At 63.5% G+C, this 15,833-nt stretch carries 15 protein-coding genes and 1 pseudogene; 5 read left to right on the forward strand and 11 right to left on the reverse strand.

Going from position 1 to position 15,833, the window contains the following annotated elements:
- Positions 1–55: 55 nt before the first annotated feature.
- From carA to dapB, 5 genes and pseudogenes are all read right to left on the reverse strand, one after another.
- Positions 56–1,207, reverse strand: a complete 1,152-nt coding sequence (carA, locus tag ABDK11_RS15315; protein ID WP_346837386.1) for a glutamine-hydrolyzing carbamoyl-phosphate synthase small subunit — start codon at positions 1,205–1,207, stop codon at positions 56–58.
- Between the two features lie 353 nt (positions 1,208–1,560).
- Positions 1,561–2,148 (reverse strand): YfiR family protein, encoded by a 588-nt coding sequence (locus ABDK11_RS15320; protein WP_346837387.1) that lies wholly within the window; start codon positions 2,146–2,148, stop codon positions 1,561–1,563.
- Between the two features lie 316 nt (positions 2,149–2,464).
- Complete coding sequence (gene rimK, locus ABDK11_RS15325) at positions 2,465–3,391, reverse strand: 30S ribosomal protein S6--L-glutamate ligase (RefSeq protein ID WP_346840208.1); 927 nt, start codon at positions 3,389–3,391, stop codon at positions 2,465–2,467.
- A gap of 84 nt (positions 3,392–3,475) precedes the next feature.
- Positions 3,476–3,877: pseudogene (locus ABDK11_RS15330) on the reverse strand (ATP-dependent zinc protease); the annotation flags it as partial.
- A gap of 85 nt (positions 3,878–3,962) precedes the next feature.
- Positions 3,963–4,778, reverse strand: a complete 816-nt coding sequence (gene dapB, locus ABDK11_RS15335; protein WP_346837388.1) for a 4-hydroxy-tetrahydrodipicolinate reductase — start codon at positions 4,776–4,778, stop codon at positions 3,963–3,965.
- A 492-nt stretch (positions 4,779–5,270) separates the two neighbouring features.
- Here dapB and ABDK11_RS15340 point away from each other — a divergent pair, with 492 nt between their 5' ends.
- Together ABDK11_RS15340 and ABDK11_RS15345 are read left to right on the forward strand one after the other, a co-directional pair.
- Positions 5,271–5,468 carry a TraR/DksA C4-type zinc finger protein gene (locus ABDK11_RS15340; protein ID WP_346837389.1) on the forward strand — a complete coding sequence of 66 codons (198 nt, stop codon included), beginning with the start codon at positions 5,271–5,273 and terminating at the stop codon, positions 5,466–5,468.
- Between the two features lie 97 nt (positions 5,469–5,565).
- The gene (locus tag ABDK11_RS15345; RefSeq protein WP_346837390.1) at positions 5,566–6,015 is read left to right on the forward strand and encodes a hypothetical protein; all 450 of its coding nucleotides are present in this window, start codon (positions 5,566–5,568) and stop codon (positions 6,013–6,015) included.
- 891 nt (positions 6,016–6,906) lie between these two features.
- On the opposite strand, the gene dnaJ is transcribed toward ABDK11_RS15345, so the two are convergent.
- From dnaJ to grpE, 3 genes are all read right to left on the reverse strand, one after another.
- Entirely contained in the window at positions 6,907–8,031 is a 1,125-nt protein-coding gene (dnaJ, locus tag ABDK11_RS15350) for a molecular chaperone DnaJ (RefSeq protein WP_346837391.1), read from the reverse strand.
- Between the two features lie 132 nt (positions 8,032–8,163).
- Positions 8,164–10,107, reverse strand: coding sequence for a molecular chaperone DnaK (gene dnaK, locus ABDK11_RS15355; protein WP_346837392.1), 1,944 nt, complete (start codon positions 10,105–10,107; stop codon positions 8,164–8,166).
- 161 nt (positions 10,108–10,268) lie between these two features.
- Entirely contained in the window at positions 10,269–10,907 is a 639-nt protein-coding gene (gene grpE, locus ABDK11_RS15360; RefSeq protein ID WP_346837393.1) for a nucleotide exchange factor GrpE, read from the reverse strand.
- Between the two features lie 217 nt (positions 10,908–11,124).
- On the opposite strand from grpE, the gene recN reads away from it, so the two are divergent.
- Both recN and ABDK11_RS15370 read left to right on the forward strand, forming a co-directional pair.
- Positions 11,125–12,792, forward strand: a complete 1,668-nt coding sequence (gene recN, locus ABDK11_RS15365; protein ID WP_346837394.1) for a DNA repair protein RecN — start codon at positions 11,125–11,127, stop codon at positions 12,790–12,792.
- A 133-nt stretch (positions 12,793–12,925) separates the two neighbouring features.
- Positions 12,926–13,519, forward strand: coding sequence for a 1-acyl-sn-glycerol-3-phosphate acyltransferase (locus tag ABDK11_RS15370; RefSeq protein WP_346837395.1), 594 nt, complete (start codon positions 12,926–12,928; stop codon positions 13,517–13,519).
- A gap of 183 nt (positions 13,520–13,702) precedes the next feature.
- Here ABDK11_RS15370 and fur read toward each other — a convergent pair whose 3' ends face one another.
- Positions 13,703–14,113 (reverse strand): ferric iron uptake transcriptional regulator, encoded by a 411-nt coding sequence (fur, locus tag ABDK11_RS15375; protein ID WP_346837396.1) that lies wholly within the window; start codon positions 14,111–14,113, stop codon positions 13,703–13,705.
- A gap of 342 nt (positions 14,114–14,455) precedes the next feature.
- On the opposite strand from fur, the gene ABDK11_RS15380 reads away from it, so the two are divergent.
- Positions 14,456–14,797 carry an outer membrane protein assembly factor BamE gene (locus ABDK11_RS15380; RefSeq protein ID WP_346837397.1) on the forward strand — a complete coding sequence of 114 codons (342 nt, stop codon included), beginning with the start codon at positions 14,456–14,458 and terminating at the stop codon, positions 14,795–14,797.
- A 21-nt stretch (positions 14,798–14,818) separates the two neighbouring features.
- Here ABDK11_RS15380 and ABDK11_RS15385 read toward each other — a convergent pair whose 3' ends face one another.
- Both ABDK11_RS15385 and ABDK11_RS15390 read right to left on the reverse strand, forming a co-directional pair.
- A complete protein-coding gene (locus ABDK11_RS15385; protein WP_346837398.1) occupies positions 14,819–15,151 on the reverse strand; it encodes an RnfH family protein in 333 nt (110 codons plus the stop codon).
- Positions 15,148–15,588 carry a type II toxin-antitoxin system RatA family toxin gene (locus ABDK11_RS15390; protein WP_346837399.1) on the reverse strand — a complete coding sequence of 147 codons (441 nt, stop codon included), beginning with the start codon at positions 15,586–15,588 and terminating at the stop codon, positions 15,148–15,150. The genes ABDK11_RS15385 and ABDK11_RS15390 overlap by 4 nt, the downstream gene beginning before the upstream one ends.
- Positions 15,589–15,833: the final 245 nt, after the last annotated feature.

A 15,833-nucleotide genomic window follows, 5' to 3' on the forward strand; every position in this document is an offset into this window, starting at 1 on the left:
GAAGCGTCGACATTCGCCTGCGGGGCAGGCTCCTACGCACTGCGTGGATGGCGGCTTATTTTTTCGCCTGCATCAGCTCGATAAACTGATCAAACAGCGGCGCCACATCGTGCGGTCCCGGGCTCGCCTCCGGGTGCCCCTGGAAGCTGAAGACCGGCTTGTCCTTGAGGCGAATTCCCTGCAGCGTGCCGTCGAACAGGGATTTGTGAGTCACCTCGACATTGTCCGGCAGGGAGTCCGCGTCCACGGCGAAACCGTGGTTTTGCGCGGTGATCATCACCTTGCTGGTGGTCAGGTCCTGCACCGGGTGGTTGCCGCCGTGGTGGCCGAACTTCATCTTCAGGGTGCTGCCGCCCACCGCCAGACCCAGCAACTGGTGCCCCAGGCAGATACCGTAAGTGGGGATACCCTTGTCGATAAAGGTCTTGATCGCCTCGATGGCGTAATCGCAGGGCTCGGGGTCACCGGGACCATTGGACAGGAAGATACCGTCCGGATTCATCGCCAGCGCCTCTGCCGCCGGGGTCTCCGCCGGCACCACGGTGACGTCGCAACCGCGGTCCACCAGCATGCGCAGGATATTGCGCTTCACGCCGAAGTCGTAGGCCACCACTTTATAGGGCTGCTCCGGTGCCGGCTTGTGCCCTTCGCCCAGCACCCAGGTGCCTTCGTTGAACGGGTACGGTTTATGGGTGGAGACCACCTTGGCCAGGTCCATACCCTTGAGGCCGGCGAACTCTTTGGCCTTGGCCAGCGCCGCGTCGCGGTCGATGCCCTCACCGGCGACGATACAGCCGCTCTGCGCGCCCTTGTCGCGCAGCAGGCGCGTCAGGCGGCGCGTATCGATGTCGGCGATACCCACGACATTGCGCGACTCCAGGTACTCGCCCAGCGATTGCTCCTTGCGGAAACTGCTGGCCAGCAGCGGCAGGTCGCGGATCACCAGGCCCGCGGCCCATATATCGGCGCACTCCTCATCCTCGGAGTTAGTGCCGGTGTTGCCAATGTGGGGATAGGTCAGGGTAACGATCTGGCGGGCGTAGGAGGGATCGGTCAGGATTTCCTGGTAGCCAGTCATGGAAGTATTGAAAACGACTTCGCCAACGGCGCTGCCATGGGCGCCGATTGCGCGCCCTTCAAATACGCTGCCGTCTGCCAGTACCAGCAGGGCCGGTGTGGAGGTTCCCATCATAAGGGCGCTGGGCATCAGGGGCTCCGGCGTGGGGACAGTTTTAGTCAAATTGATCTCCAATCTTCAGAACTGCTTGCGGGCGGATTTTGCGGACGCTAATTGTAAAAAAGCGAGATGAAACCCCTCAGTCTCATCTCGCTCTTTTGAATTATTCACGCGCGGCTCTCACTTTTTGTGGCCGGCGCTTGCCGCCGGCGATGACCGGGCAGCCTCACCGCAGGATACCTTCCGGGGCAGGAAACCTGCCGGGAGGGGGGTGTTGCGGGGCCAGCCCAAACCGGGCGCAGATTCTACGCGAAATCGCACCGGCACACCAGAGGCAAACGCTCCCACCCCCCTGGCGCCGCAAACATCTCTCGACCAGGAAGTCAGTGCCGTTTGCGGCCCAGCCGGAACAGGCTGTCGCCCATTTTCAGCTCCGCGCGATCGAGCATGGTCTTGTTCAGCTGCAACGCCACATGATTGCCATAGCCCGTGAAGCCGACGATGCCGCCGGTAGCGGCGAAGCGGTCGGCATCGCTTACGGTCAGTACCGGGAAGAACTCGAGCGCTCCCACCGCCTTGACCAGGCTGCTGCGCTTCATCTCCCCCAGCACCAGGATCTGGCAGCGGCGGGCGCGAATCAGCTCGCCCAGTGCCACCCGCTCCAGCTCGACCTCGCGCCCGGCCACCCGGTGGTGAGAGAGGCGCTCGGCGAGCGGATCGCGCAACTCATCACCGCCCATCAGGCAGATACGGAAAGGGGCATCGGTTCCGGAAAACACTTCGATGGGCCACTGCACATGGTGGGCAAAATGCACGATGTAATCGACCATGGCGCGCCGCCCCGCGGCGCTGTCGGACAGCAGCGGCGCGGCCTGCACACTGGTGGCCAGCACCACGAACAGCAGCACCGTCAGGTGTAACAACGCCAACCCGAGCGTATCGAGGATACTGCGCGATTTTGGATGTCTCATGGTGCGTCCCGAGCCGCCCGCGGCCGGCGGCGTTGCACTGCCACTGCGATCGCCATCCATGGCGACACGGCGAAAATGGTGCGCCCGCCGGCGGTCGCTGGCGGGGATCGGCCGAAGATGCGTTTCCGCGGCGCGGGTCACCGAGGTGACTGCGACCCGCAGTAGGAAGGTTAGTCGCGGCGCGGCCAGATCGCCAAGCCGCGCCGGCGGCCGTGACGCCAACCGGCGCCTCGGTCAATACCGCGTGGAGGGCCCTATCCGCGCGCGGCGGCAGCGGGCGACAACCCGCCCCGCACCACCGCCGCGAAGCGCAGATTTACTCGTCGTGCGCCGGCGCTTCCACACCGGCGGCCACGGCCGGGCGCCATTTCAGCGCCTTCTCGATGGAAACAATCATCGAGCTCGCCACATCTTTGCGTGTAGCGCTCTCGATGCCCTCGAGACCCGGTGACGAATTCACCTCCAGCAACAGCGGGCCCTTGCGCGAGCGGATGATATCGACGCCGGCCACCTTGAGCCCCAATACCTTGGCCGCCTTGATCGCCAGGCGCTTTTCCTCCGCCGTCACCTTGACCACCGAGGCGGTGCCGCCCTGGTGGATATTGGCGCGGAACTCCCCCGGCGCAGCCTCGCGCTGGATCGCCGCCACGACCTTGCCGTCGATGACAAACAGGCGCAGGTCGCGACCCTGCGCCTCACGGATAAACTCCTGCACCAGCAGGTTGGCCTTCAGGGCCTTGAACGCATTGATCACCGACTCGCCCGCCTTGCGCGTCTCCGCCAGCACCACGCCGCGGCCCTGGGTGCCTTCGAGCAGTTTTACGATCAGCGGTGCCCCGCCGACCATTTCGATCAATTCGTTGGTATCCACCGGCGAATTGGCGAAACCGGAGGTGGGGATATTCAGGCCGTTCTGTTGCAGCAGCTGCAGCGAGAACAGCTTGTCGCGCGACTGGCTGATGGCCGCCGAACCATTCAGCGCAAAAACACCGATACTCTCGAAGTGGCGCGTCAGCGCACAGCCGTAAAACGTCTGGCTGGGGCGGATGCGCGGGATCACCGCATCCAGGTTATTGAGAATGCGGCCGTCGCGGTAATGCACTTCCGGCTCATCCGGATCCAGCTTCATATAGCACTGGCGAATATCCAAAAAGCTCATGCGGTGGCCGCGCTCGGCACCCGCCTCCATGATGCGCTGGTTGCTGTACAGATCCGGGTTGGACGCCAGCAGGCCGATGCGCAGGCCGGTACCGGCAATATGATGCTCGTCGCGGTAGAACTCCTCCAGCTGGCTCGACGGCAGATCGCCGAGACAGAAGCTCTCCGACGGATCCACCAGCATACGCCCGAGCATCGCCTCGCGGCCGAGCAGCATCCGGTAGCCCATGGTGTCGCGATTGGTCAGGGTCAGCTCGATATCCCAGACACTGCCGCCGATCGACAGCGCGGTGCGGATCACCGGGCGCTTCTCGCTGTCGCCCGAGGAGCTGCGCACCAGGCGCTTGTCCAGCAGGCGCGCCTCGCAGCGTACCGAGGGACGGCGCTGGTGTTGCAGCGGGTGCGCCTCGAAACTCACCCAGGGCTCGCCGTCGCGCTTGAATGTCTGGATGTTGTAGGCGTGCAGGGACGACGTCTTGGCGCCGGAATCAACCCTGGCCTTGACCGCAGGCACTCCGAGCCCGGGAAAGCCGCACCACTCTTCACTGCCGACAATTAACTTATTTTCCAATCCGACTCACTCCTCGTGTAGGTGGCTGAGCTGCTGCAGGTGCGCGGCGCACACCAGATCAACTTCTCGGTGCGTACCGCGCACCTTACAAGCCCAGAACATCGCGCATATCGTAATGACCCGGCGCGCGATCGCCGCCGTGTGCATCGCCCATCAGCCACAGCGCGGCGCGTACCGCGCCGCGGGCAAAAGACAGCCGGCTGCTGGCCTTGTGGGTAATTTCCACGCGCTCGCCGTCGGCCAGAAACATCACCGTGTGCTCACCCACCACATCGCCACCGCGCACCGTGGCAAAACCGATGGTATCCCGGTCGCGGGCGCCGGTCTGGCCCTCGCGACCATAGACCGCGACCTGCTGCAGATCGCGCCCGAGGGTGTCAGCCACCACTTCCCCCATACTCAGTGCGGTACCCGATGGCGCGTCCACCTTGTGGCGATGGTGAGCCTCAACGATCTCGATGTCCACATCGTCCCCCAGTACCCGCGCGGCGGTTTCCAGTAGGTTGAAGCAGAGATTGACGCCGGTGGAAAAATTGCTCGCCAGGCACAGCGGTGCCGCCGCTGCGCGCTCGCGCAGCTCGGCCTTTTGTGCCGCCTCGAATCCGGTGGTGCCGATCACGATCGGGCGCCCGTGCTGGGCACAATAGGCGGCATTGGCCAACGTGGCCGCCGGGGCGGAGAAATCGATCAACACGTCGAACTCGGCGTCCTCCAGGCGATCCACAATGGCCAGGCCGCAGCGGCCGAGGCCCGCCACTTCACCGGCATCGGCACCCACCAGGCTCGAGCCCGGGCGCACGATCGCGCCGCTCAACTGCGCCGCTTCGGACCCGGTCACTGCTTCCGCCAGCGCGCGCCCCATGCGCCCACCGAATCCCGTGATGGCTATTTTAACCGCCATGGTGCATTCTCCTTCTGACCCTGCAACAAAGCCGCGGATTCTACCCCCGCACGCTGTCGCGGCATAGATTAGCCGTAAACTCACCACCGACAATAACAAACGGGGCGAACAAATGGATGCTTCCGGACAGCGACAATTCAAGCTGAAGCTGCAGGCACTCGAGCAGACAGCGCGAGAAGCCGGGCGCCCGGTACATAGTGAGGTGTAAGGTACTAAATGCTGATATCAGCGGGCCGCTAAGCGGCCAGATACTAGACGCATTTGTGAAGGCATAGCGGGCTATGTCAAGCAAATGCAACGACGTAGATGGCTGCTTAGCGGCCCGCCCGAAGGGAGCACCCCAGATCGTCCACAGCTGCGTTGCCGTTCTTGAAAAGGGCCTGCCATTCCCTGCGAACGGCGCCTAACTGTGAACGATCTGGGGGGCTCTGATATAAGCATTTAGTACCTTACACCACACTCGGCCAGTCCAGCGTGGGGCGGCTGTCGCGCATGGAAGCGATCCAGGCCCAGCAGATGGCAGTGGAATCGGAGCGGCGGCGCCAGCGCCACCTGGTCGCCATTGAAGGGGCCCTGCGCCGCATCGACAGCGGTGATTTCGGTTACTGTTTCGTCTGCGACGAAGAAATCGAGGCCCCCCGTCTGCAAGCCGAACCAACGATTACCCGCTGTATCAACTGCGTGGAATAAAAACACCCGGGTTTATCGCGAAGCCTACTTTGGCGCCAGCACTGCGCCCTCGCGGCGCTGCTAACCTTTATCCATATGGATGATTGGAGCGCCAACCATGCAAGCACTTTCCAGTCCCGCCGCCCTCGGCCGCCTGCTGGCCTTCGTGTTCTGCGCCAGCCTGTTCTTTTCCACCGTGCAATTACAGGCGGATGAAAAGGGCCTCGGGGACGACTTCTGGGAAAAATACGATGACATCGCCGACTGGGTCAGCCTGCGCCTGCAGCTGACACAGGAACAGGAAAAGAAGGTGTTGCCGATCCTCCACGAGAATTTCGAAAAGAAGAAGGCGATGCTGAAAAGTTACGGCTTCCTGAGCGGCAGCCTGCCTGAACTGACGCACAAACAGAAAGAGGAAATCGATGCCAAGATGGTCGAAATCCGCGCAGAGACCCGTATCCAGCTGGCGGAGCTGCTGAGCCCGCAACAGATCCGGGAGCTGAAGAAGATTCAGCGCGAATATCACGAAGAATTCCGCCGGCGGCTGGATGCGCTGGAGAAGAAATAGCCTGCGCAGATCCACGGGTGTGGTGCCAGCTGCGACACGGGCGAACACAAGGTTCGCCCCTACAGATCGCCCGCGGCATTCTTATCCACAGATGCACTACAGAGCGCCACAGGCACTGAACGCTGTCGGGGTGGCGAAGCCTGTTCCGTAGGGGCGGACCTTGTGTCCGCCCGAACCCCGGTGCCAGCTGCGACACGGGCGAACACAAGGTTCGCCCCTGCAGATCGCCCGCAGCGTTCTTATCCACAGATGCACTACAGAGCGCCACAGGCACTGAACGCTGTCGGGGTAGCGAAGCCGGTTCCGCAGGGGCGGACCTTGTGTCCGCCCGAACCCCGGTGCCAGCTGCGGCAAGGGCGAACACAAGGTTCGCCCCTACAGATCGCCCGCGGCGTCCTTATCCACAGATGCGCTACAGGGCGCCACAGGCACTGAACGTTGTCGGTGTGGCGAGGCCTGTTCCGTAGGGGCGGACCTTGTGTCCGCCCGAACCCCGGTGCCAGCTGCGACACGGGCGAACACAAGGTTCGCCCCTACAGATCACCCGCGAAGTTCTTATCCACAGATGCACTATAGAGCGCCGATGGCACTGAACGTTGTCGGTGGGGCGAAGCCTGTTCCGTATGGGCCGACCTTGTGTCCGCCCGAACCCCGGTGCCAGCTGCGACAAGGGCGAACACAAGGTTCGCCCCTACAGATCGCCCGCGGCGTCCTTATCCACAGATGCGCTACAGGGCGCCACAGGCACTGAACGTTGTCGGGGTGGCGAGGCCTGTTCCGTAGGGGCGGACCTTGTGTCCGCCCGAGCCCCGGTGCCAGTAACGCAAAGGGGCGAACACATGGTTCGCCCCTTTGGGAAACTTCCTGCGGATGCAGGAAAGCACTATGCCGTTACAGCTTCATATCCCCAAAGAAGTTTTTCACCCCTTCAAACCAGCCGGTCTGGCGCGGGGAGTTTTTCTTCTCGCTCAGGGTGTCCGCGAAAGCTTCCAGCAATTCTTTCTGCTTGCCGGTCAGGTTGACCGGGGTCTCCACCACCACGCGGCACAGCAGGTCGCCCGGAGCACCGCCACGCACCGGAGTGACGCCTTTACCGCGCAGGCGGAACAGCTTGCCGGTCTGGCTCTCGGCGGGAATCTTCAGCTTGACCTTGCCATCCAGTGTGGGCACTTCCAGTTCGCCGCCGAGCGCCGCGGCGACAAAGCTGATCGGCACTTCGCAGTACAGGTTCTTGCCGTCGCGCTGGAACAGTTCATGCTCCTTGACCACTACCTGCACATACAGGTCGCCGGCGGGGCCGCCGTCCGGGCCCGCTTCACCCTCGCCAGACAGGCGGATACGATCGCCGGTGTCCACGCCCGGCGGTACCTTGACCGACAGCGTTTTGGTCTCTTCCACGCGACCACGACCGTGGCAGCTGGAACAGGGATCGGAAATGATGGTGCCGCGCCCGCGGCAGTTGGGACAGGTCTGCTGGACCGAGAAAAAGCCCTGCTGCATGCGCACCTGACCGATACCGCCACAGGTACCACAGGTTTGCGGCTGGGAGCCCGGCTTGGCGCCGGAACCGTGGCAGGTGTCACAGGAAGCCAGTGTGGGCACCTTGATCTTGACCGTGGTGCCGCGCACCGCGTCTTCCAGATCCAGCTCCAGGTCATAACGCAGGTCGGAGCCGCGCGCCGGCCCGGCGCGACGGCCACCACCGCCGCCACCGAAAATATCGCCGAACACGTCGCCGAAGATATCGGAGAAACCACCGAAGCCACCGGCACCGCCGCCGCCCATCTGCCCTTCGACACCGGCGTGGCCGAACTGGTCGTAGGCGGCTTTCTTCTGCGGGTCGGACAGCACCTCGTAGGCCTCGTTGGCCTCCTTGAATTTGTTCTCCGCCTCTTTGTCATCGGGATTGCGGTCCGGGTGATATTTCATCGCCACCCGGCGGTAGGCCTTTTTCAGCTCCTTTTCATCCGCCCCCTTGGAGACACCGAGGACTTCGTAGTAATCGCGTTTGGACATATCGAGTGTGTTCTTTTAACGGCGTTTTTTAACGACATAAGGCGCGGCGGCTCTCACCGAACCCCGCGCCTTCTCAATCCCCCCGGCAGGAGCCAGCCGAGCTGGCTGCTGCCGGGGCAGACAAGTGGTTGCTTACTTGTCTTCTTTCTTGTCTTCCTTCACTTCCTCGAACTCGGCATCCACTGCGTCGTCACCACCGGACGGCTGCTCGGCCTGCTGACCGCCGGCCGCGCCTTCGGCAGCGCCGGCCTGCTGGGCCTGCTCGGCGTACATCTTCTGCGCCACAGGGCCGGAGGCTTCGGTCAGCTTGTTGGTCGCCGCTTCCATCGCCGCCTTGTCGTTGCCCTTGACCGCTTCTTCGGCCTCGGACAGCGCCGCTTCGATTGCGGACTTCTCGTCGGCAGTGGCCTTGTCACCGGCCTCTTCCAGGGTTTTCTTGGTCGCGGAGATCAGGCCGTCGAGGGTGTTGCGGGTAGTCACCAGCTCTTCGAACTGCTTGTCCGCCTCGGCATTGGCCTCGGCGTCCTGCACCATCTTGTCGATCTCGTCCTCGGACAGGCCGGAAGAGGCCTTGATCACGATGGACTGCTCCTTGCCGGTGGCCTTGTCTTTGGCGTGTACGTGCAGGATACCGTTGGCATCGATATCGAAGGTCACCTCGATCTGCGGCACACCGCGCGGCGACGGCGGAATGTCGGCCAGGTCAAAACGACCCAGGGACTTGTTCTGCGCAGCCTGCTTGCGCTCGCCCTGCACCACGTGAATGGTCACGGCAGTCTGGTTGTCATCCGCAGTGGAGAAAGTCTGCGACTTCTTGGTCGGGATGGTGGTGTTCTTGTCGATCAGCGGAGTGGCCACACCGCCCATGGTTTCGATACCCAGGGTCAGCGGAGTCACGTCCAGCAGCAGTACGTCTTTGACGTCGCCGGCCAGTACCGCGCCCTGGATGGCTGCGCCCATGGCCACGGCTTCGTCCGGGTTGACGTCCTTGCGCGGCTCTTTGCCGAAGAACTCGGTCACTTTCTGCTGCACCAGCGGCATGCGGGTCTGGCCGCCTACCAGGATGACTTCATCGACACCGGAAGCGGACAGGTCGGCGTCCTGCAGGGCGATTTTCACCGGTTCCAGGGAGCGGGTTACCAGCTCTTCCACCAGGCTCTCGAGCTTGGCGCGGGTGAGCTTCACCACCAGGTGTTTCGGGCCGGTGGCGTCTGCGGTGATGTACGGCAGGTTCACTTCGGTCTGCTGGCTGGAGGACAGCTCGATCTTGGCTTTCTCGGCGGCTTCTTTCAGGCGCTGCATGGCCAGCGGGTCGCCCTTCAGGTCGATGCCCTGCTCTTTCTTGAACTGCTCGGCCAGGTAATCGATCAGGCGCAGGTCGAAGTCTTCACCACCGAGGAAGGTGTCGCCGTTGGTGGACAGCACTTCAAACTGCTTCTCGCCGTCGACGTCGGCGATCTCGATGATGGAAATATCGAAGGTACCGCCACCCAGGTCGTAGACCGCGATGGTGCGGTCGCCGCCGGCCTTGTCCATGCCGTAGGCCAGCGCCGCGGCAGTCGGCTCGTTGATGATGCGCTTCACATCCAGACCGGCAATGCGGCCGGCGTCTTTGGTGGCCTGGCGCTGGGAGTCGTTGAAGTAGGCCGGTACGGTGATTACCGCGGCATCGACCTTCTCACCGAGGAAGTCCTCGGCGGTTTTCTTCATCTTTTTCAGCACTTCGGCAGAAACCTGCGGCGGCGCCTTCTTGTCGCCCTTCACTTCCACCCAGGCGTCGCCATTGTCGGCTTCGACGATGCTGTAGGGAACCATCTTGATGTCTTTCTGCACCACGTCGTCTTTGAACTTGCGGCCGATCAGGCGCTTGACGGCGTACAGGGTGTTCTGCGGGTTGGTGACTGCCTGGCGCTTGGCGGACTGGCCCACCAGCACTTCGTTGTCGTCGGTGAACGCAACGATGGACGGGGTGGTGCGATCGCCTTCCGCGTTCTCGATCACGCGCGCCTTGTCACCTTCCAGAACAGCGACACAGCTGTTGGTGGTACCCAGGTCGATGCCGATAATTTTTCCCATCAGTTGAATCCTCACTTGTGTTTCGCGCCTGCGGCACGGGGCCCGGCTGCGTATTTCTATTCAGGGTTGCCAGCTATATTGGTGCCGGCCCTACGATTTCAAGGGGCTTTCGCCCAAATCTCTTGCCCGATCCTGTCCGCAGACCGGCCGGACCGCCCGTGTTACGGGGCTTTGCTCACTACCACCATCGCCGGGCGCACCAGGCGGCCGTTCAGGCGGTAACCCTTCTGGAACACCTCCAGCACGGTATTCGGCTCCACCTCGCCATTGGGCACCTGGGTCATGGCCTGGTGCAGTTCCGGATCGAAGGGCTCGCCGGCCGGATCCAGCACCTCGACGGCAAACTTGCCCAGGGTGTCGACGAAAGATTTGTGAGTCAGCTCGATGCCTTCGATGACGGCCTTGTTGGCCTCGTCGTCCGCGTCGATGCTCGACAGTGCCCGCTCCAGGTTATCCACCACCGGCACCAAGTCCTGCAACAGCTTCTCGACGGCGAACTTGCGCGCTTTGTCCACGTCCTGCTGGGCGCGGCGGCGCGCGTTCTGCGCCTCGGCCTGCGCGCGCAGGGCCATATCCTTTTCGATCACCAGCTGCTCCTGCAGGCCGACAATCTGGGCGTGCAGCGCCTCGGCGCTGTCAGCCTCCGCGTGCAGGGCCTCCTCGGCCTGGTGCTGCTCGTCGGCGGAAGGCTCCTCGATCTCGGCGCCCGCCGGCTCGGGTTCGGGCGTGTGCTCGTCGGTCAGGCTTTCCGGCTGTACCGCTTCCTCTACTTGGTCTTCTTCGCTGCGCTCTCTGGCCACTGCTCTCTCCGTCGCGTCAGTTACTGGTTATCGGTGGTGTTGCCCGTATCACAGGCACTGCAGCCCTATATGGGGCCCCGCCCCCATAGTTCAAGTGGTCTTTTGCGGTCTCCGCCCACGGGTTACACGCAGGTTAATGTGCGCCGCCAGCGCTGGCGAACCCCCATTAATTACTGTATAAATAACCACTATAAAATAGCCACAGAAGCTTATTTCTATGTTGCTGCACCTGTCGATCAGTCAATTCACCCTGGTGGACCAGCTGGAACTGGAGTTCGGCGCCGGCACCAGCACCCTCACCGGCGAGACCGGCGCCGGTAAGTCCATCACCCTCGATGCCCTCGGCCTCGCCCTCGGCGACCGCGGCAATGCCGAGCTGGTGCGCGCGGGCGCCAAGCGCGCGGACATCCACGCGACCTTTGATATCAGCGATCACCCCCAGGCCGCCGCCTGGCTCGAGGAGCAGGAGATGGACGCCGGCCGCGAGGTGATCCTGCGCCGCGTGATCGGCGCCGACGGCCGCTCCCGCGCCTACATCAACGGCCAGCCGGTGACCCTGCTGCAGCTGCGCGCCCTCGGCGAGCAGCTGATCGATATCCACAGCCAGCACGAACACCAGTCGCTGCTGAAGAAGGACACCCACCGCCGCCTGCTCGACGAGTACGCCGAGGCCCAGGAGGCCGCCGCCGAAACCCGCATCCACTACAAGACCTGGCGCGACCAGCACCGCCGCTACCGCGCCCTAGCCGACAGCGCCGAGGAAACCCAGGCGCGCCGCGAGCTGCTGGAATACCAGCTGCAGGAGCTGGAACAGCTGAACCTGCAGCCCGGTGAGGTGGAGGAACTGGAGAGCGAGCAGCGCCGCCTCGCCAACGCCGGCGAGATTCTCAGCGGCAGCTACCAGCTGGCCGCAATGCTGTCCGGCGGCGAGGGCGACATCGCCGAGCAGCTGCACCGGGCCCTGCAGCTGGTTTCGGCGATGCCGGCGCAGTCGCCGGCACTGGCCGAAGTCGCGCAGATGCTCGATAGCGCCCGCATCCAGGTGGACGAGGCCGCCGGCACCCTGTCGCGGCATATCGACGGCTTCGAAATGGACCCGGAGCGCCTCGCCGAGGTGGAAGAACGCCTCAGCGCCGTTTACCAGACCGCGCGCAAGCACCGGGTGCAGCCGGACGAACTGGCCGGCCTGCAGCAGCAACTGCAGACCGAACTAGACGAAATTGGCGCCCCGGATGCACTGGATCGCCTCGCCGCCGAGTGCGAGCAGCTGGAGCAGCAGTTCCGCGCCAGCGCGGCCAAGCTGAGCGCGCAGCGCGTCGATGCCGCCACACGCATGGCGGCCGCGGTCAACGCGCAGCTGGCGGACCTCGCCATGCCGCACGCCCGCGTCGAGCTGGCCCTGCAACCACTGGAGAAACCGGCGGCCAGCGGCCTCGAGGAAGTGGAAATCCTGATCGCCACCAACCCCGGGCAGCCGCCGCGCAGCCTGGGCAAGATTGCCTCCGGGGGCGAGCTGTCGCGGGTCAGCCTGGCCATTCAGGTGGTCACCGCGCAGACCTCGCGCACACCGACGCTGGTATTCGATGAAGTGGACGTCGGCATCGGCGGCGCCACCGGCGACGTGGTCGGGCGCCTGTTGCGCCAGCTGGGCGAATCCCGCAACGGCCGCGCCGGCCAGGTGATCTGCGTGACCCACCTGGCGCAGGTGGCCGCCCGCGCCCACCGCCAGTACCTGGTGGAGAAGCACAGCGACGGCGATGCAGCCTTCGTGGCCCTGCGCGAATTGAAAGGCGACGAACGCAGCGGGGAGATCGCGCGCATGCTCGGCGGCGAGACCACCGCCCAATCCCTGGCCCACGCCGAGGAAATGCTCACGCGCAGCTAGGGCCGGCTCACACTAAACCGACTGTGGATTCACGGAAATTGCCGGGATCTCGACGGAAAAGACCTAAAATGACCGAGAACTGCAATAAGGGCCACCCTATACTGCTGCGCTTTTGGCAATTCCGACCCGATCTATGCAAAGAACGATTTTCAACACGCCCATCGTGACCCCGATCCTGCGCCAGCTGGCGCGGCTGATGCTGAAACTGCACGGCTGGCGCGTGGTGGCCGACCGCCAGGCGCTGGAACTGAAAAAGTACGTGCTGCTGGGCGCTCCCCACACCACCAACTGGGATGGTTACTACTTCATCCTCACCGCCCTCAAGCTCAAGCTGGTGCCCCAGTGGATGGGCAAGGACAAGCTGTTCGCCTTCCCGCTGGGCGGCATCATGCGCTGGTTCGGCGGCATCGCCGTGGACCGCAGCAAGGCCAACAACCTGGTAGAGGCCACCATCACCCAGTATCGACAGCGGGATTCCCTGGTTATCGCCGTGCCGCCAGAGGGCACGCGCGGCGCAGCCGAGCGCTGGAAGACCGGCTTTTACCATATCGCCCGCGGCGCGGCGGTACCGGTGGTGTGCGGTTTTATCGACTTCCCGAAAAAGGAGGTGGGGCTCGGCCCGGTGATGCAGATGGGGGAAAACCTGGCCGCGGAGCTGGCGCGCCTCGGCGAATTCTACGCCGGCAAGATCGGCAAATTTCCGCAGCGCTACACGCCACCGGTTTGAGTGTCTGGTGAACGGGCCGCTGCCCCGCGCGGGCGGACACCAGGTCCGCCCCTGCGGCAGTCGCGCGGCGTACTACAAGCGCTCAATGCCTCGGGCGGCCTGTCGTAGTGTCGGTGGGGAAAATCTCTGCCGCTGACCGGCAGGGGCGAACCTGGTGTTCGCCCGAACGGAGGATGACTGCGCCTAGCTCCCCTTCTTCTTCACGTACAGCACCAGGCTGTGCCCGGTCAGCTCGTAGCCGTGCTCCGCGGCAATCTGCTCCTGTAGCTTCTCGATCTCTTCATTGTGGAATTCGATCACCTTGCCGGAATCCGTACACACCATATGGTCGTGGTGGTCACCGCGATCCAGCTCGAATACCGAGTGGCCGCCATCGAAGTTGTGGCGCATGACCAGGCCGGCGCTCTCGAACTGGGTCAGCACCCGGTACACGGTGGCCAGCCCTACGTCCTCGCCGGCATCCAGCAGCATCTTGTAAACGTCTTCCGCGCTCAGGTGCATTTCGCTGGCATTTTCCAGCAGCTGCAGGATTTTGACCCGCGGCAGGGTGACTTTGAGGCCGACTTTACGCAGTTCCTGATTTTCGTTAGGCATGTATCTGTTTTTTCTCTAGCGTATTTCAGTGATTTGGCTGTTCGCGCAGCGCACCCACATCCCCCAAGGCACCCAGCCGCGTTGGGCGGGCGCAAAAAGGCGCCTGTCAGCGCGCAAACACTTCGGGTATTATCCCACGTCCAACGGAGTCAGCGGAACCCCGGACCACCGCTACCCCCGGCAGCAGCTGCCGCCAGGGGAACTTTCCCGGCCGGCAGGCAACTATTCTGTTTGGCCGTGCGCATCAATGCCGCTGCACGGCCTTGACGATAAGGGCCCTGCCCGCCGCCGGAACCACCGGGTCGAGATACCGCCGACCGAGAACCGATAATGGAGCAATGAATGCCGTCTTCCCTGAAAATCCTCGCTATCGCCGGCCTCTGCGCGCTGCTCGGCGCCTGCAGCCTGTTCAAGTTTCCCGGAGTTCACCGCATCGTGGTGCAGCAGGGCAATATCGTTACCCAGGAGATGGTTAACCAGCTCAAGCCCGGCATGACCCGGCGCCAGGTGCGCTTTGTCCTCGGCACACCGCTGGTCGAGGATACCTTCAACCCCAACCGCTGGGACTACATCAACCGTGTGCGCGACCCGCGTGGCAATGTCACCCAGAAGCGCTTCACCGTTTACTTCAAGGGCGACCAACTGAGCGCCACCAGCGGCGACTGGCAGCCGGCCGGCTGGTAGTAAGCCCTCACCGACTGCCAGTTACGATTTCTGCTCCGCCTGTCGCTGGGCTTTGGCGGCGCGCTGCTTGCGCGCCTCCTTGGGATCGGCGATCAGCGGGCGATACACCTCCACCCGGTCACCGGGCTGCAGTACATACTCAGCCGCGCCCGCCAGCCCCTTGGTTCCCAGCGCCTGGCCGAAAATACCGAGTTTGGCCGTGGCCGGATCCACCTCCGGATACTCCTCCGGAATCCCCGAGCGGATCAGTGCCTCCTGCGCCGTGGTACCCGGCTTGACCAGCAGGCGCATCAGGCGCTGCTCGTGGGGCAGTGCGTAGACCACCTCCACCGCGATTGTCTCGTTCTTCGTCATTGTGCCTTTCCGTAAACTTCCTCGGCGCGCGCGCACATGGCACCCACCATCTGATTGGCCAGATCGCTGAACAGTTTGCCTGCGGCGGCGGCCACCAGGCGGTTCTTCAGGTGAAACGCCAGGGCGAAACTCACCTTGCAGGCGCCCTCGTCCAGTGGAGTGAACAGCCACTCACCGCGGAACTGCTCGAAGGGGCCATCCACCAGGGTCAGCTCCATACGCCGCGGCCGCTCGAGCCGGTTGCGGGTGACGAAACTCTGGCGCACGCCAGCGCGGGACAGATCGAGGCGTGCCTCCAGGGTGTCGTCGTCGCTGTACAAAATTTCCGCACCGCGACAGCCGGGTAAAAACTGCGGATAGCTGGCCACGTCGTTGACCAGATCGAACATCTGCTCCGCACTAAACATCACCAGGGCGCTGCGTTCTATTTCAGTCATTGTTCCTGCTTATTTCAAACCTGCCGGCAATATTGCCTGTATTGTGCCGCGAGCGGGCGATTTTGCCAGACGGCGCTACTCAAGCCCCGCATTTCCTGCAACAATCGTATCTTTATACCTGCTGTTTGGTGCCGGCCACCCGTGCCCTGTACCGGACATCGCCCGCAAATTGCTGGCCGACGTCCGCTTTACGCAGGTACGCGCGTTGAGCGACGTTGCCGACAGGCGTTATGCCGGTATTTGGC

The organism is Microbulbifer sp. SAOS-129_SWC, assembly GCF_039696035.1.
In the GTDB taxonomy this organism is placed as follows: domain Bacteria; phylum Pseudomonadota; class Gammaproteobacteria; order Pseudomonadales; family Cellvibrionaceae; genus Microbulbifer.